We start from the raw sequence: 23,270 nt of genomic DNA on the forward strand, positions 1-23,270 counted from the left end.
TAGGAAGTAAGTAAGTAACATGTTTACTTTTTACTCTATGTGTGAATAAGTAAGTGTAAACTAGAGACGTAGGGCAAAGTAATTTGATGTATTGGTTCAAATTATTCTGTCCTTGCTCTATGTTATAAATTTATTAAATGATGAATAAGAAATCTAGGAGGACAAGAACGTGGCATTTGAATTTAGATTACCCGACATTGGTGAAGGTATCCACGAAGGTGAAATTGTAAAATGGTTTGTTAAAGCCGGAGATACAATTGAAGAAGATGATGTATTAGCAGAGGTTCAAAATGACAAATCTGTAGTTGAAATCCCATCTCCTGTTAGCGGTACTGTTGAAGAAGTTGTAGTTGACGAAGGTACTGTAGCAGTAGTAGGTGATGTTATTGTTAAAATCGACGCACCTGATGCAGAAGATATGCAATTTAAAGGTGGTCATGATGACGATGCTTCAACAGAAGAAGCACCAGCTCAAGAAGAAGCTAAAACAGAAGAAGCACCAGCAGCATCAGCTTCACAAGATGAAGAAGTAGATGAAAATAGACAAATCAAAGCTATGCCATCTGTTCGTAAATATGCTCGTGAAAAAGGCGTTAACATCAAAGCAGTAGCTGGTTCAGGTAAAAATGGTCGTATTACTAAAGAAGATATCGACAACCACTTAAATGGTGGCGGTGCGCAAGCAGCAACAGCTTCAAACGAAAGTGCAGCTGCTTCAACATCAGAAGATACTTCTGCAGTTCAAACACAATCTGTACCTGAAGGTGACTTCCCTGAAACTACAGAAAAAATCCCAGCAATGCGTAGAGCAATTGCGAAAGCAATGGTTAACTCTAAACACACTGCTCCTCACGTAACATTAATGGATGAAATTGATGTTCAAGATTTATGGGATCACCGTAAAAAATTCAAAGAAGTTGCAGCTGAACAAGGTATTAAATTAACTTTCTTACCATATGTTGTTAAAGCATTAGTTTCTGCACTTAAAAAATACCCAGCACTTAACACTTCATTCAACGAAGAAGCTGGCGAAATCGTACACAAACACTATTGGAACATTGGTATTGCTGCTGACACTGAAAGAGGTTTATTAGTACCTGTAGTTAAAAATGCAGACCGTAAATCAATCTTCCAAATTTCAGATGAAATCAACGAATTAGCTGTTAAAGCGCGTGATGGTAAATTAACATCTGACGAAATGAAAGGTGCTACATGCACAATCAGTAATATCGGTTCAGCTGGTGGACAATGGTTCACTCCAGTTATCAACCACCCAGAAGTAGCTATCTTAGGTATTGGCCGTATTGCTCAAAAACCTATCGTTAAAGACGGTGAAATCGTAGCAGCTCCAGTATTAACTTTATCATTAAGCTTTGACCACAGACAAATTGATGGTGCAACTGGACAAAACGCTATGAATCACATTAAACGCTTATTAAATAATCCAGAATTATTATTAATGGAGGGGTAAAACATGGTAGTTGGAGATTTCCCAATTGAAACAGATACTATTGTAATCGGAGCAGGTCCTGGTGGATACGTTGCAGCAATTCGTGCAGCACAATTAGGACAAAAAGTTACTATCGTTGAGAAAGGTAACTTAGGTGGTGTATGCTTAAACGTTGGTTGTATTCCTTCTAAAGCATTATTACACGCTTCACACCGCTTTGTAGAAGCACAACACTCTGAAAACTTAGGTGTTATCGCTGAAAGCGTATCACTTAAATTTGACAAAGTTCAAGAATTCAAAAAATCAGTTGTTAACAAATTAACTGGTGGTGTTGAAGGCTTATTAAAAGGTAATAAAGTTGAAATCGTTAAAGGTGAAGCATATTTCGTTGATAATAATAGCTTACGTGTTATGGACGAAAAAAGTGCTCAAACTTATAACTTCAAACACGCTATTATCGCAACAGGTTCTAGACCAATCGAAATTCCTAACTTTGAATTCGGTAAACGTGTTATCGATTCAACAGGTGCTTTAAACTTACAAGAAGTTCCAGGTAAATTAGTCGTTGTCGGCGGTGGTTACATTGGTTCAGAACTTGGTACTGCATTTGCTAACTTCGGTTCAGACGTTACTATTTTAGAAGGCGCTAAAGAAATTCTTGGCGGATTCGAAAAACAAATGGTTCAACCAGTTAAAAAAGGCATGAAAGCTAAAGGCGTTGAAATCATTACTGAAGCAATGGCTAAAAATGCTGAAGAAACTGAAAATGGCGTTAAAGTTACTTATGAAGCTAAAGGTGAAGAAAAAACTATCGAAGCTGATTATGTATTAGTAACTGTTGGTCGTCGTCCAAACACAGACGAATTAGGTTTAGAAGAATTAGGCCTTAAATTCGCTGATCGTGGATTATTAGAAGTAGACAAACAAAGCCGTACTTCTATCGACAATATTTATGCAATTGGTGATATCGTTCCTGGTTTACCACTTGCTCATAAAGCAAGTTATGAAGCTAAAGTAGCTGCTGAAGCTATTTCTGGCCAAGCATCAGAAGTAGACTACATCGGTATGCCAGCTGTATGTTTCACTGAGCCAGAATTAGCTCAAGTTGGTTACACTGAAGCACAAGCTAAAGAAGAAGGTTTAGACTATAAAGCTTCTAAATTCCCTTATGCTGGTAATGGCCGTGCATTATCATTAGATGATACTACTGGTTTCGTTAAACTTATCACATTAAAAGAAGACGGTACTGTTATCGGTGCACAAATTGCTGGTAACGGCGCTTCAGACATTATCTCTGAATTAGGTTTAGCTATTGAAGCTGGTATGAATGCTGAAGATATCGCATTAACTGTACACGCTCACCCAACATTAGGTGAAATGTCTATGGAAGCTGCTGAAAAAGCAATTGGATTACCAATCCACACTATGTAATAATTAATGATTAGTCGAATAGACTAATTTCATAAATTGAATAACTGTTTTATAGTTATTTAACAGTCAACAGGGGTGCAACTCAAGTTCATATTTGAACTTGGTTTCACCCCTTTTTTAATATTATCTAGCTGTAATGGGTATAAGATTAATAACGGCTAAAATAATAAAAGGGAGGGTTTAGATGGAGTATCAATATCCGCTAGATTTAGATTGGACTAACGAAGAAATGGTCGATGTGATTGCCTTTTTCAATAAAATTGAAAGCTATTATGAAAAATCGGTCAATGGTCAAGACTTAATGCAGCATTATAAACGTTTTAAAGAAATCGTTCCTGGTAAAGCAGAGGAAAAGCAATTATTTAAAGAATTTGAAGAAAAGAGTAGTTATAACAGCTACAAAGTCATACAAGAAGTGAAAAATAATCCTGATCAAACGTCGTTTAGCGCTAATTAACTTAGCGTTGTTCTAAGTGAACTATCAAAACTTATAAAGTCTATTAGATTAATTTATATTTAATTTCAAAAAACTATTGAAGTCAAAGCTATATTTTGATACTTTTATTAAGCATTAAACAAAATGTTTAATATTAGTAAACAAGGTATAGCTTTTTTTTAAGGTGATTAACAATGCAAATTGGCAATAAATTACGTAATTTAAGACGTATAAAGAATTTAACACAAGAAGAGTTAGCAGAACGTACAGATTTGTCCAAAGGATACATCTCTCAAATTGAAAGTCAGCATGCTTCTCCTAGCATGGAAACCTTTTTAAATATTCTAGAGGTGTTAGGTACATCTCCAAGTGATTTTTTTAAAGAAAAATCAAAAGAAAAAGTGCTTTATACGAGAGATGAGCGCACAGTTTATGATGAATATGATAGAGGATATGTTCTTAATTGGTTGGTAATGAAATCAAATGAATTTGAAATGGAACCGCTCATATTATCATTGAAACCAGGTGCATCCTATAAACATTTCGATCCATCTGAATCAGACACATTTATATATTGTTTAAAAGGATGTGTAACGCTGACTTTAGGAAAGTCACGATACCAGGCTAATGAAGAGGATGTTTTATACTTTAGGGCTGATGAAATTCATCAATTACATAATGAAACATCAGAAGAAATAGAAATTTTGATTGTTGCGACAGCATCATATTTATAAGGGAGGAGAATAGTAATGGAGCCATTGTTATCATTTAAAGGTGTGACAAAAGGTTTTGACGATGTAACAATATTGAACAAAATGGATTTAGAGATAGAATCAGGTCATTTCTACACATTACTAGGTCCTTCAGGTTGCGGGAAAACAACGATATTGAAGCTCATAGCTGGATTTGAACAACCAGATGATGGAGATATTATCTATTTAAATAAATCAATAGGTGATTTGCCTGCGAATAAGAGAAAGGTAAATACCGTTTTCCAAGATTATGCTTTATTTCCACATTTAAATGTTTACGATAATATAGCTTTTGGATTAAAGTTAAAAAAACATTCTAAAAAAGATATCGATAAAAAAGTAAAAGATGCATTAAGACTTGTGAAGTTATCAGGATATGAACAACGTAACATCAATGAAATGAGTGGCGGTCAGAAACAGCGTGTGGCAATTGCAAGAGCCATTGTCAACGAACCTGAAATATTATTGTTGGATGAATCATTATCCGCTTTAGATTTAAAATTAAGAACAGAGATGCAATATGAATTACGTGAACTACAAAAACGCCTAGGAATAACATTCATATTTGTAACGCACGATCAAGAAGAGGCGTTGGCTTTAAGTGATTATATCTTTGTTATGAAAGATGGTAAAATCCAACAATTTGGTACACCAACAGATATTTATGATGAGCCGGTCAACCGTTTTGTTGCTGATTTTATAGGTGAATCTAATATCGTTGAAGGCAAAATGGTAGAGGATTTTGTAGTGAATATCTATGGTCAAGATTTTGAATGTGTAGACGCGGGGATACCCTCTGGGAAGAAAGTAGAAGTTGTCATCAGACCTGAGGATATTTCATTAATAGCATCGGACAAAGGGCTATTCAAAGCCACTGTAGACTCAATGTTATTCAGAGGCGTACATTATGAAATTTGCTGTATTGATCGAAAAGGGTATGAGTGGGTAATACAAACAACTAAAAAAGCTGAAGTCGGCAGCGAAGTTGGACTTTATTTTGACCCGGAAGCAATTCATATCATGGTTCCTGGTGAAACAGAAGAAGAGTTTGATAAACGTATTGAAAGTTACGAGGCGTTAGACAATGCGTAATATTAATAAAGTGCTCATCATTCCATATTTATTATGGATGCTATTATTCATTATCATACCAGTTATTTTACTCGTATATTTCTCATTTACCGATCTAAATGGTCATTTTAGTTTTACCAATTATGAACAAATATTATCATTGAAATATTTAAAGATGATGTGGGATTCAATTTTTTATGCAGCGCTTATTACAATAATTACTTTGTTAATTAGTTATCCGGCTGCTTACTTTATTCGTGCATCAAAAAATCAAAATATGTGGTTGCTCATTTTAATTATTCCTACGTGGATAAATCTTTTACTAAAAACATATGCGTTTATTGGCATATTAAGTCATGAAGGTTTGATTAATAAATTTCTTAATTTTATTCATTTACCGGCAGCTAATCTTTTATTTACGCCAGGCGCATTTTTATTAGTAGCAAGTTATATTTATATACCATTTATGATTCTACCGATATTTAATAGTATGAAAGCAATTCCTAATAATTTGTTACAAGCTTCAAGTGATTTGGGAGCTAGTCCTTTTACAACTTTTAGAAAAGTAATCGTACCTTTGACTAAAGAAGGTGTCATGACAGGCATTCAAGTAACCTTTATCCCAGCATTATCATTATTCATGATTACACGATTGATTGCGGGTAATAAAGTAATTAATATTGGTACATCAATTGAAGAACAATTTCTAGTGATTCAAAATTATGGTATGGGTTCTACAATTGCTATTTTCTTAATTGTATTTATGGCGTTTATTTTAATTATTACTAAATCAAAATCAACGGACGAAAGAAGGTGAATTAAATGAAGTGGTATGGAAAATTATATATTGGCATTCTATTAGTTATATTATATGTTCCGATATTTTTCCTTATGTTTTATTCATTTAATTCAGCGGGAAATATGATTCATTTTGAACATTTCACTTTAGAGCATTATCAAAGTCTGTTTCAAAATGACCGTTTAATGTCTGTTATTTTTAATACAATAGCAGTTGCACTATTAGCGGCAGCGATTTCTACTATTATAGGAACATTTGGTGCTATTTCGTTATATTACTTAAGAAATAAAAAATTCAAAGTAACTTTGTTAACACTTAATAATGTACTAATGGTTTCCTCAGATGTAGTGATAGGCGCTTCATTTTTAATTATGTTTACAGCAGTTGGACATATAACTGGCTTAGGTTTAGGCTTTGGAACAGTACTTGCATCTCATATTGCATTCTGTATTCCAATTGTTGTTATCGTAGTGTTACCACAGCTTTATGAAATGAATAACAATATATTGAATGCTGCACGCGATTTAGGCGCATCAGAATCACAAATACTTGGACGTGTATTGATTCCAAACTTAATGCCTTCCATTATTGGTGGTTTTTTTATGGCTTTAACGTATTCATTAGATGATTTTACAGTAAGTTTCTTCGTGACGGGTAACGGATTTAGTGTACTGTCTGTCGAAGTCTATGCTATGGCACGTAAAGGAATTAGTATGGAAATTAATGCCATTTCAACGATTTTATTCGCTGCTATTGTATTAGGAATTGTTGGTTATTATGCAATACAACGTTCAGTGAAAAAACGACATTTAGCTAAGCGAGGTGTACAACAGTGAAGCAATTTTTACAACTTATATTGGGTGCCATTGTTGTCGGTTTAATTTGCTTAGGTATTAGTCACTGGTTTAAATCGCAGGATAATACGAGTACTGGTGAAAAGATTTATGTATATAATTGGGGCGAATATATTGACCCAGATTTAATTAAACAATTTGAGAAAGAAACGGGCATTCAAGTTGTATATGAAACGTTTGATTCGAACGAAGCGATGGAAGCTAAAATTCGAAATGGTGGAACGCATTATGATGTGGCTTTTCCAAGTGAATATACGGTTCAAAAATTGAAACGTGAAAATTTACTAGAACCACTTGACCATAGTAAGGTTCCCAATATTAAAAATTTAGATCCTAATTATATGAATATGCCATACGATAGAAATAATAAATATTCACTACCATATTTCTTTGGAACAGTGGGTATTTTATATAATAAACAAGCCTATCCAAATGAAGACTTTAGTAGTTGGCGTACTTTATACCAACCCAAATATAAAAATGATGTTCTATTAGTGGATGGTGCACGTGAAATTATGGGATTAGCTTTAAATAAATTAGGCTATAGTTTAAATGATACTAATCCCAATCATTTAAAAGAAGCGGAGAAGGACTTACATCATTTGGCACCTCAAGTTCGTGGTGTTGTTGGGGATGAGGTTACAATGATGCTTGAACAAAACGAAGGGAATATCGCAGTCGTTTGGAGTGGTGTTGCAGCCCCACTAGTGCAAAATAGTGACAAATATAATTATGTGATTCCGAAAGAGGGGTCTAATCTATGGTTTGATAACATGGTTATTCCTAAGACAGCGCAAAACAAAGAAGGTGCTTATAAATTTATGAATTTCCTTCTTGACGCTAAAAATAACAAACAGAACACAGAGTGGGTAGGATACGCTACACCAAATAAAGCTGCACGTCAGTTATTACCTAAAGAAGTAAGAGATGATCATCGTTTCTATCCAACGCAAAAAGAGCAAGCGCGATTAGAAGTTTATAAAGATTTAGGTCCTAAAACATTAGGAGAATATAACGAAAGTTTCTTAAACTTTAAAATGTCTTTAAAATAGACTATAAATAGTAGTTATTTTATAATGAATTAGATATAATTATTTGATAAGTTATATAAGGAGTTGTAATACATGTCAGGAGAACGTTACACGCAAATCAAACGGCCTGTGAGTCGTCTGACTGAAAAACTTTTAGGTTGGTTTAGTTGGATTTTCTTACTTATATTGACGGTTATTACAATGTTTATTGCACTCGTGTCATTTAGTAATGATACATCAATTCAAAATCTTGAAAACTCAATGAATAATAATGAACTAATTCAGCAGATTTTAACAAACAATAGTTTAAATACCACACAATTTGTGATTTGGTTACAAAATGGTGTATGGGCAATTATTGTTTATTTCATAGTATGTTTGCTTATTTCATTTTTAGCATTAATATCTATGAATATGAGAATACTTTCTGGATTCTTATTCTTAATTGCCTCAATTATTACATTGCCATTGGTATTATTATTCGTGACATTAATTATTCCTATTTTCTTCTTTATCATTGCAATCATGATGTTTGCACGGAAGAGTAAGGTTGAAACAGTACCTATGTACGGTCCATCACAAGGCTATGAACCGCATTACTATCCTAGAGATGAATATAATGATTATGATGATCGTTATTATGGATCAAATAGAAATATTAATGACGACTATGGTTACGATAATCATAACCAGTATGACGATTATGAACAAGACGATGTGGAACCACCACATAAAACTAAAAAATCAGACCGTCGTACACGTCGTAAAAAACCATATTACAATGATGATATCGATAATAATTATCGAGATAACAACTTTGATGACACAACACATCGTAATGATGCTGAGCAAGATTTAGCAACTGACACTGAGGAAGATAAATATAATCAATATCCAAAACGTGCAATCACTGATGAGTACCACACAGATGCTAATGAGAATGAAGCAACTGGCGTACTTTCTAGACAGGCTAAATACAATCAGAAATCGAATAAACAATCTCAGTACGATAACAACATTGATGAAGATTCAAATGATTTTGCTGAAAATGTGGTTGATTCAGAGCCGAAAATTGATAAAAAAGAAGAAAAAGCACAACGTAAAAGAGAAAAGGCTGAACTTAAAGCCAAGAAAAAAGAAAAACGTAAAGCTTATAATCAACGTATGAAAGAGCGTCGCAAAAATCAACCAAGTGCAGTTAGTCAACGACGTATGAATTATGAAGAGCGTAAACAAATATTGAATAAAGATGATATTGAATCAGATAAAGAATTAAATAACAACGAAGATAATAAAGATTAATATCTCCTTAAAGCGGTTAAGTCATTTTTGGCTTAACCGCTTTGTATAAATTATTAAGTTAGTCGCAAATAAATTATAATTTTAGTATGATTTAACTAAATACTTCAATATTGGAGGTGTAGTGTGTGAATAGAAAGGTAGAATTAATTCTTGGCTGGATTGCTTGTGGTTTAAGTATGATGTATTTGATTATGTCATTAATATCATATTTTACGGTAAGACAAAATAGTAATACGGAACAATACCAGCAAATGTTAAAACAATTTGGTAATCAGGATGTGAAGGTTACGCCTGAAATGATAAACTTTGCAATGACTTTTTCTATGGGAACACTTATTTTCTCAACACTTTTAGGCATTATTGGAATGTCTATCATTAAAGGACGACCTATATTAGCTGGTTCGCTACTTATTGTTGCAGCGTTAGTAGGTATATTCAATATGAGTTTAATTGCAGGCGTGCTATGGATTGTTGTAGCAATAATGCTATTTGTTAAAAAAGATCCAAATCAACCTAACAAAAAGCCAAAATCAGTCAAGCCATCAATGGATGACTGGCAATCTGAAAGGGCTTATAATGAACGTAAAAAAGATGATCCCTATATTTATTAAAATATAGAGTGAAAATAGATGTGCATAGGAAATAATGCCTAGTTAAATAGAGGCTGGGACAAAAATAATATAATGAAGCTATTTAGCAAATTCGCAGTAGCTGACTGAACTGAGAAGGCGCTTAATTCAAGCTTCTCTCAGTTCTAGTCATCCTTGCGGGGGTGGGACAACGAATTTAAAAAGAATTCTGTCCCACTCCCTTATTCATTTTGCCGTTTAATTTTATAATTCTTTAAATGTTTCTATAATCAGATAAATATTAAGGAAGCTTAGTATAATGATTAAACTCCAAGCACATATATTTACCCATTTTTTATTTTGAAATGGTCCCATTAATGTTTTATTACTAGTGGCTAATTGTAACGGTATTAATGAGAAGGGTAATGCAATACTTAAGAAGACTTGAGAAAATACGAGCAATTGTTCCATTTTAGATTCGTTACCCCGAAAAATAATAAGACATACTAAAACAGGGATGACGGCTAAACTTCTTGTGATTAGTCGTCTCATCCAATTTGGAATGGATAATTTTAAGAAACCTTCCATCACTATTTGACCTGCAAGTGTACCAGTGATAGTTGAATTTTGACCAGAAGCTAACAATGCTACTGCGAATAAAGTGCTCATTATACTCCCCATCACAACACCTAAGACAGGTTGCGTTCTTAATGCGTGATATAAATCATAAAAGCCACCTAAATTATTCGAATTGACACCATAAAATAGGGCGGCGCCAAGAACGAGTAATAAACAGTTTACAATAAATGCGATACTTAATTGTATATTAGAATCAATCGTTGCATATTTAATCGCTTGGGCTTTATCAGTAAGGCTGTGACGATTATATTTTCGTGATTGCACGATTGATGAATGCAAATATAAATTATGAGGCATAATCGTAGCGCCAATAATACCTAATGCAATATACAGAATATTATGATCAGTAATAATTTGATGATGAGGAATAAAGCCATTAAGTATTTCAATTGTATTCGGTGATGAGATGAAGACTTCAAATACAAAAATCATAAGTACAGTAAAAATTAATGTACCGACGATTGCTTCAATCTTACGAAAACCGAACTTCATTATAAAAAGTAACAAAAATACATCCAAAACTGTAATCAATGCGCCGATGATTAAAGGTATATCAAAAAGTAAATCTAAAGCGATAGCACTTCCAATTACTTCGGCAATATCAGTCGCAATGATTGCAAGCTCAGCGATAATCCAAAATATAATTGCAGTCGGTTTATTTAAATAATGACGTGTCATTTGTGCTAAATCTTTATCAGTTGCGATACCTAAGCGAACAGTCATACTTTGTAATAACATTGCTGACAAACTTGAAATCAAAATGATAAATAGCAAGGTATAACCAAATTGTGCGCCACCTTGCATTGATGTAATCCAATTTCCTGGATCCATATAGCCTACCGCTACAAGTAAGCCTGGACCTAGAAATGCTAAAAATTTTTGACTCGTACGTTGTGTACCATTAAATTCGATTGTGCTATTAATTTCATCTAAACTACGTTGTTCATTGTTGTCTTTAATACCCATGATAAAACTCCTTCAAACTATATGTTTTATAATAATCTAACTTTATTTTTAGGTCAACCTAATAAATCGAAGTAAAAAATTAATGGAGTGGGTTAGAACGCTTATCACATTCGTATTCCCACTCCCAAGTTATTTGGATTATTAAATTGCTTCATATAATGTTTTTTAGTTTCCGCCAGTACGGATGACGAATGTTGAGAAAAGAAACATGTAAGCACCTTTCCAATTCAGTCAGCTACTGCGTCTGTACTACCTAGTTCACTTATTACATACGCTGATATCATAATGACAACAATTAAAATAACGTTAAACGTTGAGTTTATTCATAGAATTTTAAAAATTCATCAAACGTTTCTTTTACGAAAGCTAAAAATGCCTTATCCGATTTTAATTCAGCATCATTAGGGGAGAGTGTACGTGCAACAAAAAATTCTCCCTTTTTAACATGTTTCACACGATCAATCGCTTGGTGTAATTCATCATCACTTAAATCTTTAATGTATGATTTTTCAGGTTTCATATGATCTAAACTTACTTGATAATCTTCAGGTAAATGTTTAAGCGTATCAAAGTGTTTATCAAATACTTTCACACGTTCAGCTTTATCTTTACCTTCATGCATAACGCCAAACATTAAAAATAAATGGTCTTTAAATAAACCAATTTGGAAATGAGGTAGCATTTTATATCCACGTTTATTAGGAGCAAAAGCAACCCACGTATCTACAGGTGGGTTTACACTTCTACGTGCATGTTTTGCAACATGAGCATAAAAAGTTTCTCCAGTTTGAGAGGTGAAATATTCACTAAAATAATCCCCTAATTGATGAAGTTGTGGGCGTACGTACTCATTTAATGCTTCCATTCGAGCATCTAAGCCTTCAACTTCAAACGCTTTGAAATCTTTAGGTTTAAATGTATATTGCGTCATTAGCGTTGCTCCTTTTCAGAAAATAATTTACCGTTATTGTAGCACAGAATGACTGAATCTATCCAAATGCTGAATTGAGATTATTTGCGTTTAAACTCATTATAATAAGGTATACAAAGATGTATAGATTATATTGACTAAAATTCTGTATAATAGGAAACAACAGGAGATGATGATATGTCACTATACGAATTTGCTCAAGGTTTGATATTAGAAGCGGGTAATAAAGTAAGATTTATGATGAAAGAAGAATTGAGTATTGAAACGAAGTCAAACCCGAATGATCTAGTTACGAATGTGGATAAAGCAACTGAGAATTATATTTATGATGCCATACTAAGAAATTATCCTGATCATCGTGTAATTGGTGAAGAAGGACATGGTCATAATATGGAAGACGTCAAAGGTGTAGTATGGGTTGTTGATCCAATTGACGGAACGCTCAATTTTGTTCACCAGCAAGAAGGCTTTGCGATATCAATAGGTATTTATCGTGATGGTAAGCCATATGCCGGATTAGTCTATGACGTGATGAAAGATGTCCTCTATCATGCGAAAGTGGGCGAAGGCGCATTTGAGAATAAACATGAATTAAAACCATTAAATGATACGCATTTAAAACAAAGCTTAATAGGTATTAATCCCAATTGGATTACCAAACCTAAAATGGGGCCAATCTTTTCAGAAATTGTAAATCAAGCAAGAAGTTGTAGAGCATTTGGAAGTGCAGCTTTAGAAATTATAAGTGTTGCTAAGGGACAATTGGCTGCATATATTACGCCAAGGTTGCAACCTTGGGATTTTGCAGGTGGCTTAATTATTTTAAATGAAGTTGATGGCGTTGGAAGTAATTTATTAGGTGAACCACTGACAATAGAAAGTGCTAATTCTGTTCTAGTTGGAAATAAGACGACGCATAATGAAATTTTGGTTGATTATTTAAATCCGAATAACGCCGTTTTAACAGAATTGCATCAACGTTTCAAAAAATAAAAAATGTCTCGGTCAGTCAACTTTGAAAGATGTGCATCTTCCAAATGGTACTACCGAGACATTTTTATTATATTAAAGCCAGTCATTTTCACGATACTTCTTTTTAAGCGTGAAACCAGCGCCAAAAGTTGCAATGAAAAGTATAAATGTTAAAATCATCATTGGAATACTACCAGCACCAACGCTGAAACTAAAAAGCACTAAAAATATTACTGCTATAATTGATAGCAACCAAAATATACCTTTAGACTTAGGTTTTTCCATCCCATACCCCACCTTTTTGTTATCTTTTACTAATAATATGATATAATAAAAAAGTTGTAATTAAAAGTGGGAGTTTACTCGAGAAAGGAATTATAAAATGACTAATAGAAGAGAAGATGTACGTAATATTGCAATCATTGCGCACGTTGACCATGGTAAAACTACATTAGTAGATGAATTACTTAAACAATCTGGTATTTTCAGAGAGAACGAACATGTTGACGAAAGAGCAATGGACTCTAATGATTTAGAAAGAGAACGTGGTATTACAATTCTTGCTAAAAATACTGCGATTGATTATAAAGGTACAAGAATAAACATCTTAGATACACCTGGACATGCTGACTTTGGTGGCGAAGTAGAACGTATTATGAAAATGGTAGACGGTGTTGTACTTGTTGTCGATGCTTATGAAGGTACAATGCCTCAAACACGTTTTGTGCTTAAAAAAGCACTAGAACAAGACTTAAAACCTGTTGTGGTTGTAAATAAAATTGATAAACCATCAGCAAGACCTGAAGGCGTAGTGGATGAAGTATTAGATTTATTCATCGAGTTAGAAGCAAATGATGAACAATTAGATTTCCCAGTAGTATATGCATCTGCTGTTAATGGTACTGCTAGTCTTGATTCAGAAAAACAAGATGAAAACATGCAGTCTTTATATGAAACAATTATTGATTATGTACCTGCACCAATCGACAATCATGATGAACCGTTACAATTCCAAGTCGCATTATTGGATTATAATGACTACGTAGGACGTATTGGTATCGGACGTGTATTCAGAGGTAAAATGCGCGTAGGTGACAACGTATCGCTTATTAAATTAGATGGTACTGTTAAGAATTTCCGTGTAACTAAAATCTTTGGTTACTTTGGCTTGAAACGTGAAGAAATCGAAGAAGCACAAGCGGGTGATTTAATTGCCGTTTCAGGAATGGAAGATATTAACGTCGGAGAAACAGTGACACCAACTGATCATCAAGAAGCATTACCTGTGTTACGTATTGATGAACCAACACTTGAAATGACATTCAAAGTAAATAATTCACCATTTGCTGGCCGTGAAGGTGACTATGTTACTGCACGTCAAATCCAAGAACGTTTAGATCAACAACTTGAAACAGACGTTTCATTAAAAGTAACACCAACTGACTCTCCAGATACATGGGTAGTTGCAGGACGTGGTGAATTACATTTATCTATCTTAATCGAGAATATGAGACGTGAAGGATTTGAACTTCAAGTATCTAAACCACAAGTTATTTTACGTGAAATTGATGGTGTTCTAAGTGAACCATTTGAACGCGTTCAATGTGAAGTACCTTCTGAAAATGCAGGATCAGTCATTGAATCTTTAGGTGCACGTAAAGGTGAAATGTTAGATATGTCAACAACTGATAATGGGTTAACACGACTTATCTTTATGGTACCAGCACGTGGTATGATTGGTTATACAACTGAATTTATGTCTATGACACGTGGATATGGTATTATTAACCATACTTTCGAAGAATTTAGACCTCGTGTTAAAGCACAAATTGGTGGTCGTCGTAATGGTGCATTAATTTCTATGGACCAAGGCCAAGCCACAGCATATGCGATCATCAACTTAGAAGATCGTGGTGTAAACTTCATGGAACCAGGTACTGAAGTATATGAAGGTATGATTGTTGGTGAACATAACCGTGAAAATGATTTAACAGTAAACATTACTAAAGCAAAACATCAAACAAACGTACGTTCAGCTACTAAAGACCAAACACAAACAATGAACCGTCCAAGAATTCTTACACTTGAAGAAGCGTTAGAATATATTAATGATGATGAATTAGTTGAAGTAACGCCTCAAAGTATTCGTCTAAGAAAGAAAATTTTAAATAAATCATTACGTGAAAAAGAAGCTAAACGTGTGAAACAAATGATGCAAGAAGAATAAGCATCGTTGAAATCTAAATTATTATTTAGAGTACTTTATGCAAAAACCAGTAAATGTGTGCTAAGCATCATTTACTGGTTTTTTAGTTTGTGTATTTTACAGGATGACTAGAACTGAGAAAAGCTTGATTTAAGCGCCTTCTCAGTTCAGTCAGCTACTGCGAATTTGCTAAATAGCATGATTAAATTATTTATGTCCCAGACTGATTTATTTTGAGAAATAAAAGTTTTAATTAATTATAGATAATTAAAATCCATCATTTGGATTAAAGTTTACTGTGTGGTGTGTATTTAGACGTTGCTTTGGTCTATCTAGGCGACTTTTACAATCATCACACATAAATGTTCTGATTGGATTATTGCGAAGTCGTTTGGCTTCAACCGTATGTTCATCAATTAAAACCTTCGTATCACAAATTATACATTGTACTTCACGCAAATTAGATCACCTCTATATGCGTAACATATTTAAATTCATACGTGTAATCTTTCTCATCTGGGTTATAAACAAAGCTATCTACAGCGTTATCATCATACATTCGTTTACCGTCTTTCGCAAATTGGAAGAACAGATAAGGTAACAAGTCAATTGGGACTTCAATAGCATCATTTTCATTAAATAATTTAATTGCAGTCGCATTGTCTTGCGGTTCTGCATTTTTGAAGAAAGGTGTCATATTGATAGCGAAAGAATCTTCTAATACAGAACGTTTACGATATTTTATCTCTGAATTTAAAGTTGGAGGATTCGTTTGTCCTTCAAGAATGGCTCTGTTCCATTCACGATTATCTTCAAATTTAATAGGTTTTGTTCCTTCAAACACACCGCTTTCAATATCTTCGATTTTTACTTTTCTATCATCGAATATCCAAGTTGTACTATCTAAAGTGATAGGGAACTTGACTAAGCCTTTGATTTGAATCATTTTTTGCCCACTCCCTAATTTCGTTCTAGTCATTATTTTATCACAATTAAATTCATGTATTCACTGAATAAACTTGCTTTTTAAAAAGTAGTAAGATAAACTTTTGATATGAAGATATTTAATGATAGGGGGAGTATGTGATGCCGAAGCAAACGAAAATGAGTAACGTGGCTTATGAGCAATTAAATCAAGATGCTGATAGAATCTTACATTTAATTAAAGTTCAAATGGATAATTTAACTTTACCTTCGTGCCCGTTATATGAAGAAGTTCTCGACACACAAATGTTTGGTTTACAAAAAGAAGTTGACTTTGCGGTTAAACTTGGTTTAGTCAATAAAGAAGACGGCAAAAATTTAATGCTACGTTTAGAAAAAGAATTATCTAAACTTCATGAAGCATTTACTAATGTAAAATAACTATCGATTAAATATATAAGTAAATTTTAATGATTTGCTTTTTCATTTATAAATTGAGTTAATTGTAATATTTATTACATATAAATTATCTCACTATAGTGACTGAAATATTATGTTTATAATATTTTCAGTCATTTTATGTTTTAAGCGCTTTTTCAAATTGAAGACTGAAATTGTAAGTTAAATAGATGCATCACTAATCAGTTTATATTTGTTAAATAATGTGCACAAAGTATATAATAGTTTAGACAGAAATTATGTTTAAATGTAATAGTATTCATAGTTTTAAAAATCTAGAATTGGATGATCATTTTTATGAGTAATTTAAAAAATATATTTCGATACATAGGTAGAACTGCTAAGTTCATCGATTATCCATTATTAATTACATACGTTATTTTGTGTCTCTTTGGTTTGATTATGGTATATAGTGCAAGTATGGTTGCGGCAACTAAAGGGACGCTAACAGGTGGACTTGAAGTATCTGGTACGTATTTCTACAATAGACAGCTTATATACGTTATTATGAGTTTTATTGTCGTATTCTTTATCGCTTTTATGCTGAATATTAAAATATTACAACAAGCGAAAACACAGAAGTGGATCATGATAATCATCTTCGTGTTACTATTTTTAACTCTTATCGTAGGTAAAAATATTAACGGTTCTAAGAGTTGGATAAATCTTGGATTTATGAACTTACAAGCATCAGAATTGTTGAAAATTGCATTCATATTATATATTTCATATGTGATCAGTCGAAAATTACCACAAGTAAGAGAGAAGATTAAAGTTATCGCTGCACCACTTGTGCTGATAGTTGTATGTCTATTTTTAGTATTATTACAGGGTGATATTGGACAGACTTTGCTCATCATGATAATCATTGTATCTATGTTTATTTTTGCTGGCATAGGTGTTCAGAAAATAGTCAAAGGACCCGTCTTACTTATCGTTGGTAGTTTCGTTGGTATTGCTTTACTCTTTGTAGCAAGCGGTATGATGCCACACTATTTGAAAGCCCGTTTTAGTACCCTGATGAACCCATTCAGTTCTGAAGCTGGTACAGGTTACCATTTGACCAATTCATTAATGGCGATAGGTAATGGCGGTTTATTTGGACGCGGATTAGGTAATGGTATTATGAAACTTGGCTATTTGCCAGAGGCACATACTGACTTTATTTTCGCAGTCATTTGTGAAGAACTTGGTTTAGTAGGTGGATTATTTGTAATTTGCTTATTATTCTTTATCGTTTATCGCGCTTTCGTATTAGCTACTAAAACGCCATCTTATTTTTATAAATTAATTTGTGTAGGTGTTGCAAGTTATATCGGAAGTCAGACGTTTGTTAATTTAGGTGGTATTTCAGCAACTATCCCATTAACAGGTGTTCCATTACCATTTATAAGTTTTGGAGGTTCATCAATGTTAAGTTTAAGTATCGCAATGGGTCTATTATTGCTAGTTGCCAAACAAATTAAAATGGACGAAAAACGATCACAAAAAGCTAAAAAACAAAAAATTGGTTTAACTAGATAAAGATAATAATATAAACGATACCTTTACATGAACATATAATTAGAGTTCATGTAAAGGTTTTTTACATTTTTATGAAAATTATTATAAAACGTCGATGTTGGTGGAGTATTATCTATTAAAGTGATAATATAAAGTTATGACTAATGATAATTTTTCCTGATGATACTCTGAGCATGCGTTTTAGAAAAGGGTATATATGCAATACTTATTTTCAAGCATTATTAGTACTTTACTATTTTTTTATAACTCACATTTCATAAATAAAGATAGCTTTATTATTTGAGTTAGTATAAAATTTTATTATCTAATTAGTTAGAATATTCGAACTTTAAAAGGGGAGTGCCTTTTTTGAAAAATATAAAAAAATTATTAGTAGCAAACCGTGGCGAAATTGCAATCAGAATATTTAGGGCAGCAACAGAATTAAATATTAAAACCGTGGCAATTTATTCGAACGAAGATAAAAATGCTTTACATAGATATAAAGCTGATGAATCTTATTTAGTGGGCAAAGATTTGGGTCCAGCTGAGAGTTATTTGAACATTGAACGTATCATCGATGTGGCGAAAAGAGCTGGTGTGGATGCAATTCATCCTGGTTATGGCTTCTTAAGTGAGAATGAACAATTTGCACATCGTTGTGAAGAAGAAGGTATTAAATTTATTGGTCCACACTTAGAACATTTGGATATGTTTGGGGATAAAGTTAAAGCGAGAACGACTGCGATTAAAGCTAACTTACCAGTCATTCCTGGTACTGATGGACCAATTGAAAGTTTCGAAGCGGCCAAAGCATTTGCTAAAGATGCTGGTTTTCCTTTAATGATTAAAGCCACTAGTGGTGGCGGTGGTAAAGGGATGCGTATTGTTCGTGAAGAAAGAGAATTGGAAGATGCGTTTCACCGTGCCAAATCTGAAGCGGAAAAATCTTTTGGGAACAGTGACGTTTATATTGAAAGATACATAGACAATCCGAAACATATAGAAGTACAAATTATTGGTGATGAATATGGTAATATTGTGCATTTGTATGAACGTGATTGTTCGGTACAACGTCGTCATCAGAAAGTTGTAGAAGTAGCCCCTTCAGTAGGATTATCTCATGATTTAAGAGAACGAATTTGTGATGCGGCACTACAATTGATGAATAATATCAAATATGTGAATGCGGGTACTGTAGAATTCTTAGTATCAGGGGACGAGTTCTTCTTTATCGAAGTTAATCCTCGTGTACAAGTAGAGCATACAATAACTGAGATGATTACAGGTATAGATATTGTTAAAACTCAAATTTTAGTTGCTGATGGTGCTAATTTGTTTGATGAACGTATTTCTATGCCTCAACAAGAAGACATTCAATCATTAGGTTATGCTATTCAATGTCGTATTACGACTGAGGACCCAACCAATGATTTTATGCCAGATTCAGGTACAATTATCGCGTACCGTTCAAGTGGCGGCTTTGGTGTACGATTAGATGCTGGAGATGGTTTCCAAGGTGCAGAGATATCTCCGTATTACGACTCATTGTTAGTTAAATTATCGACACACGCGGTTACGTTTAAACAAGCTGAAGAAAAGATGGAACGTTCACTTCGCGAGATGCGTATCCGTGGTGTGAAAACGAATATTCCGTTTCTAATTAATGTGATGCGAAATGATCAATTCCGCAGTGGAGATTATACAACTAAATTTATTGAACAAACACCTGAATTATTTAATATTGCACCTACACTTGACCGTGGTACTAAAACGCTTGAATATATCGGTAATGTTACAATTAATGGTTTCCCAAATGTTGAAAAGAGACCTAAACCTGATTATGAATCAACAACGATACCTCAAGTGTCTCACAGAAAAATTAATTCATTGAATGGTACAAAGCAGTTACTTGATAACGAAGGACCAAGAGCAGTTGCGAATTGGGTTCGTGAACAAAAAGATGTATTGGTAACTGATACTACATTTCGTGATGCACATCAATCGCTTTTAGCAACACGTGTACGTACTAAAGATATGATGAATATTGCCTCTAAAACAGCTGAAGTATTTAAAGATAGTTTCTCTTTAGAAATGTGGGGAGGCGCAACATTTGATGTCGCATATAACTTTTTAAAGGAAAATCCATGGGAACGACTTGAAAGATTACGTAAAGCCATTCCAAATATTTTGTTCCAAATGTTATTACGCGCTTCAAATGCAGTCGGTTATAAAAACTATGCTGATAATGTAATTGAAAAGTTTGTAAAAGAAAGTGCAAATGCAGGCGTAGATGTCTTTCGAATTTTCGATTCATTAAACTGGGTCGACCAAATGAAAGTAGCAAATGAAGCGGTTCAAAAGGCAGGTAAAATTTCTGAAGGCGCAATTTGCTATACGGGAGATATCTTAAATCCTGAACGTTCAAATGTATTTACACTTGAATATTATGTTAATTTAGCTAAAGAATTAGAACGTGAAGGATTCCATATCTTAGCAATTAAAGATATGGCTGGATTATTAAAACCTAAAGCAGCTTATGAACTTATCGGCGAATTAAAATCAGCGATAAACTTACCAATACATTTACACACTCATGATACGAGTGGAAATGGCCTGCTTATCTATAAAGAAGCGATAGATGCAGGTGTTGATATCATAGATACTGCTGTTGCATCTATGAGTGGTTTGACAAGTCAACCTAGTGCTAATTCACTTTATTATGGACTGAATGGCTTTAATCGTCATTTAAGCGCAGATATTGAAGGCTTAGAAGAACTCAGTCATTATTGGAGTACTGTGCGCCCTTACTATAATGACTTTGAAAGTGACATTAAATCTCCTAATACTGAAATTTATCAACATGAAATGCCTGGGGGACAATATTCAAACTTAAGTCAACAAGCTAAAAGTTTAGGCTTAGGTGAACGTTTCCACGAGGTCAAAGATATGTATCGTCGTGTGAATTTCTTATTTGGAGATATTGTGAAAGTAACACCATCATCTAAAGTTGTAGGAGATATGGCACTTTATATGGTTCAAAATGATTTGGATGAACAAACAGTAATTAATGAAGGACATAAGTTAGATTTCCCTGAATCTGTTGTATCATATTTCAAAGGTGACATCGGTCAACCGGTCAATGGTTTTAATAAAAATCTCCAAGCGGTCATCCTTAAAGGCCAACAACCATTAACAGAGCGTCCAGGTGAATATTTAGCCCCTGTAAATTTTGATGATATAAGACAAGAACTTGAAGCAAAAGCTTATGGTGAAGTGACTGAACAAGATGTTATCAGTTATGTATTGTATCCAAAAGTATTTGATCAATATATTCAAACGAAACAACAATATGGTGATTTATCGTTATTAGATACACCAACGTTCTTCTTCGGTATGCGTAATGGTGAAACAGTTGAAATCGAAATAGATACGGGTAAACGATTGATCATTAAACTTGAAACGATTAGTGAGCCAGATGAAAATGGTTATAGAACGATTTATTATGTGATGAATGGACAAGCGCGTCGTATTTCGATTAAAGATGAAAATATTAAAACAAATACGAACTTAAAACCTAAAGCAGACAAATCAAACCTTAGTCATATCGGTGCTCAAATGCCAGGTTCGGTTACTGAGGTAAAAGTTGCAGTTGGCGATGAAGTAAAAGTTAATCAACCACTACTAATTACAGAAGCGATGAAGATGGAAACGACAATTCAGGCACCGTTCAATGGTACAATCAAACAAGTAACCGTTGTTAGTGGTGATGCAATTGCCACAGGGGATCTACTGATTGAGATTGAAAAAGCAGATTAAATTAAATAGTTGTTTGAAAATAAGACATTTTGACGTTATAGAACAATTCAATAAATAAAAAAAGGAGATGTGATAACACGGTTCACATCTCCTTTTTAATATGATAGGTTATTTGTTATTTTCACTTCTAATGGTACGTAGCATTAACATAATGAAGTAGGCAATCATACCAAATAATAGCGTGATAAATAATGCATGTAAAAGTGCAATGAATAAATTGACGTTCGTCATTACAGATAACGCACCAGTAATGACTTGCAATATGATAAGAATAAACGCAGTCGTATATCCATATCGTATCGTTCTATTCTCAGAATAATTCTTAACTGCGTGAATAAATGTGATCATAATCCATATAAATGTAATAAATGCCATGCCACGATGCGCAAATTGAACCCAATCTTGTTCAGTATGTGGAATAATATCATGGAAAGGTAACGGCCAACCACCATAAGCTAAACTTGCCTTTGCATGTCTAACTAACGCACCAGTATAAATGGTTACATACACAATGCCTGTCATGATCCATGTTAATCTTCTTAAAGGCTTTCTGATATATAATTCATCGGCTTCATATTTCTTATCAACTTCAAATATGATCAGCATTAGAACGAATACTGAAGAGAAACTAATCAAAGATATGCCGAAATGCAGCGCTAATACATATGAATTTTGTTGCCAAATAACAGCTGCTGCACCAATTAATGCTTGAACAAGTAAAAATGCGATACTAATAATAGCTAATGGCTTTACTTCTTTAATATAGCCGATATGTTTCCATGCAGTAATAGCTAACCACAGTACAACAATTAATGAGATACCTGAGACAGCGCGATGACTTAATTCAATAATAGTGTCTATTGGTAAATTGTCAGGGAGTAATGCACCGTGACATAAAGGCCAAGATGATCCACATCCATCTTCAGAGCCAGTCTTAGTAACTAATGCACCACCAAGTTGTACAAATGCCATTATGATAGTTGCTAATACAGATAACCATTTAAGGTTTCGTTTATTAAACAATGTTATACACCCCATCATTAATTAAGTGCATCTTCTAAATACAATTGATTACGCTTAATTAATGTCTATTTTATTGAAATTATATTATTAAAATAATTATACAACAATAAGAACTAACAAAAAATTAGTGTAG

General features: G+C 33.5%; 21 protein-coding genes. 15 read left to right on the plus strand and 6 right to left on the minus strand.

Annotated elements, in window-relative coordinates; all coding sequences use genetic code 11:
* The first annotated feature begins 169 nt into the window (after nucleotides 1-169).
* The 10 genes from AK212_RS03185 (at nucleotide 170) to AK212_RS03230 (ending at nucleotide 9,737) form a co-directional block, all read left to right on the plus strand.
* A complete protein-coding gene (locus AK212_RS03185; RefSeq protein WP_053029147.1) occupies nucleotides 170-1,471 on the plus strand; it encodes a dihydrolipoamide acetyltransferase family protein in 1,302 nt (433 codons plus the stop codon).
* Nucleotides 1,472-1,474: 3 nt separating this feature from the next.
* Nucleotides 1,475-2,881, plus strand: a complete 1,407-nt coding sequence (lpdA, locus tag AK212_RS03190; RefSeq protein ID WP_016930736.1) for a dihydrolipoyl dehydrogenase — start codon at nucleotides 1,475-1,477, stop codon at nucleotides 2,879-2,881.
* A 184-nt stretch (nucleotides 2,882-3,065) separates the two neighbouring features.
* Nucleotides 3,066-3,338 carry a UPF0223 family protein gene (locus tag AK212_RS03195; protein WP_016930735.1) on the plus strand — a complete coding sequence of 91 codons (273 nt, stop codon included), beginning with the start codon at nucleotides 3,066-3,068 and terminating at the stop codon, nucleotides 3,336-3,338.
* A gap of 173 nt (nucleotides 3,339-3,511) precedes the next feature.
* Nucleotides 3,512-4,051: a helix-turn-helix domain-containing protein gene (locus tag AK212_RS03200; protein WP_016930734.1), complete on the plus strand. Its 540-nt coding sequence runs from the start codon at nucleotides 3,512-3,514 to the stop codon at nucleotides 4,049-4,051.
* 15 nt (nucleotides 4,052-4,066) lie between these two features.
* A complete protein-coding gene (locus tag AK212_RS03205) occupies nucleotides 4,067-5,161 on the plus strand; it encodes an ABC transporter ATP-binding protein (protein ID WP_016930733.1) in 1,095 nt (364 codons plus the stop codon).
* A complete protein-coding gene (locus AK212_RS03210) occupies nucleotides 5,154-5,957 on the plus strand; it encodes an ABC transporter permease (RefSeq protein ID WP_016930732.1) in 804 nt (267 codons plus the stop codon). The genes AK212_RS03205 and AK212_RS03210 overlap by 8 nt, the downstream gene beginning before the upstream one ends.
* Before the next feature lie 5 nt (nucleotides 5,958-5,962).
* Entirely contained in the window at nucleotides 5,963-6,775 is an 813-nt protein-coding gene (locus AK212_RS03215) for an ABC transporter permease (protein ID WP_016930731.1), read from the plus strand.
* Nucleotides 6,772-7,845, plus strand: a complete 1,074-nt coding sequence (locus AK212_RS03220; RefSeq protein WP_053029148.1) for an ABC transporter substrate-binding protein — start codon at nucleotides 6,772-6,774, stop codon at nucleotides 7,843-7,845. The genes AK212_RS03215 and AK212_RS03220 overlap by 4 nt, the downstream gene beginning before the upstream one ends.
* 72 nt (nucleotides 7,846-7,917) lie before the next feature.
* Nucleotides 7,918-9,126 (plus strand): lipoteichoic acid stability factor AuxB, encoded by a 1,209-nt coding sequence (gene auxB / locus AK212_RS03225; RefSeq protein ID WP_053029149.1) that lies wholly within the window; start codon nucleotides 7,918-7,920, stop codon nucleotides 9,124-9,126.
* Nucleotides 9,127-9,251: 125 nt separating this feature from the next.
* Complete coding sequence (locus AK212_RS03230; protein WP_053029150.1) at nucleotides 9,252-9,737, plus strand: DUF4064 domain-containing protein; 486 nt, start codon at nucleotides 9,252-9,254, stop codon at nucleotides 9,735-9,737.
* Nucleotides 9,738-9,959: 222 nt separating this feature from the next.
* Here the strand turns inward: AK212_RS03230 and AK212_RS03235 are convergent, their stop codons facing one another.
* Nucleotides 9,960-11,300, minus strand: a complete 1,341-nt coding sequence (locus tag AK212_RS03235; protein WP_016930727.1) for an Nramp family divalent metal transporter — start codon at nucleotides 11,298-11,300, stop codon at nucleotides 9,960-9,962.
* Nucleotides 11,301-11,619: 319 nt separating this feature from the next.
* Entirely contained in the window at nucleotides 11,620-12,231 is a 612-nt protein-coding gene (locus tag AK212_RS03240; RefSeq protein ID WP_016930726.1) for a YktB family protein, read from the minus strand.
* A gap of 177 nt (nucleotides 12,232-12,408) precedes the next feature.
* On the opposite strand from AK212_RS03240, the gene AK212_RS03245 reads away from it, so the two are divergent.
* Nucleotides 12,409-13,224: an inositol monophosphatase family protein gene (locus tag AK212_RS03245; RefSeq protein WP_053029151.1), complete on the plus strand. Its 816-nt coding sequence runs from the start codon at nucleotides 12,409-12,411 to the stop codon at nucleotides 13,222-13,224.
* Between the two features lie 72 nt (nucleotides 13,225-13,296).
* On the opposite strand, the gene AK212_RS03250 is transcribed toward AK212_RS03245, so the two are convergent.
* Nucleotides 13,297-13,488 carry a DUF5325 family protein gene (locus AK212_RS03250; protein ID WP_053029152.1) on the minus strand — a complete coding sequence of 64 codons (192 nt, stop codon included), beginning with the start codon at nucleotides 13,486-13,488 and terminating at the stop codon, nucleotides 13,297-13,299.
* Nucleotides 13,489-13,585: 97 nt separating this feature from the next.
* Between AK212_RS03250 and typA the strand changes: the two genes are divergently transcribed.
* Nucleotides 13,586-15,430 carry a translational GTPase TypA gene (gene typA, locus AK212_RS03255; protein ID WP_016930724.1) on the plus strand — a complete coding sequence of 615 codons (1,845 nt, stop codon included), beginning with the start codon at nucleotides 13,586-13,588 and terminating at the stop codon, nucleotides 15,428-15,430.
* Between the two features lie 246 nt (nucleotides 15,431-15,676).
* On the opposite strand, the gene AK212_RS03260 is transcribed toward typA, so the two are convergent.
* Nucleotides 15,677-15,868 (minus strand): YlaI family protein, encoded by a 192-nt coding sequence (locus AK212_RS03260; protein ID WP_053029153.1) that lies wholly within the window; start codon nucleotides 15,866-15,868, stop codon nucleotides 15,677-15,679.
* A 1-nt stretch (nucleotide 15,869) separates the two neighbouring features.
* The gene (locus AK212_RS03265) at nucleotides 15,870-16,355 is read right to left on the minus strand and encodes a hypothetical protein (RefSeq protein ID WP_016930722.1); all 486 of its coding nucleotides are present in this window, start codon (nucleotides 16,353-16,355) and stop codon (nucleotides 15,870-15,872) included.
* 140 nt (nucleotides 16,356-16,495) lie between these two features.
* On the opposite strand from AK212_RS03265, the gene AK212_RS03270 reads away from it, so the two are divergent.
* The 3 genes from AK212_RS03270 to AK212_RS03280 all read left to right on the plus strand — a co-directional run bounded on the left by AK212_RS03270 (nucleotide 16,496) and on the right by AK212_RS03280 (nucleotide 22,114).
* A complete protein-coding gene (locus AK212_RS03270; protein ID WP_016930721.1) occupies nucleotides 16,496-16,774 on the plus strand; it encodes an Fpa/YlaN family protein in 279 nt (92 codons plus the stop codon).
* 315 nt (nucleotides 16,775-17,089) lie between these two features.
* Complete coding sequence (ftsW, locus tag AK212_RS03275) at nucleotides 17,090-18,316, plus strand: cell division peptidoglycan polymerase FtsW (protein WP_053029154.1); 1,227 nt, start codon at nucleotides 17,090-17,092, stop codon at nucleotides 18,314-18,316.
* 348 nt (nucleotides 18,317-18,664) lie between these two features.
* Nucleotides 18,665-22,114, plus strand: a complete 3,450-nt coding sequence (locus AK212_RS03280) for a pyruvate carboxylase (RefSeq protein ID WP_053029155.1) — start codon at nucleotides 18,665-18,667, stop codon at nucleotides 22,112-22,114.
* Nucleotides 22,115-22,222: 108 nt separating this feature from the next.
* Here AK212_RS03280 and AK212_RS03285 read toward each other — a convergent pair whose 3' ends face one another.
* The gene (locus AK212_RS03285) at nucleotides 22,223-23,137 is read right to left on the minus strand and encodes a COX15/CtaA family protein (protein ID WP_053029156.1); all 915 of its coding nucleotides are present in this window, start codon (nucleotides 23,135-23,137) and stop codon (nucleotides 22,223-22,225) included.
* Nucleotides 23,138-23,270 lie beyond the last annotated feature (133 nt).

The sequence above is a fragment of the Staphylococcus borealis genome (genome assembly GCF_001224225.1).
In the GTDB taxonomy this organism is placed as follows: domain Bacteria; phylum Bacillota; class Bacilli; order Staphylococcales; family Staphylococcaceae; genus Staphylococcus; species Staphylococcus borealis.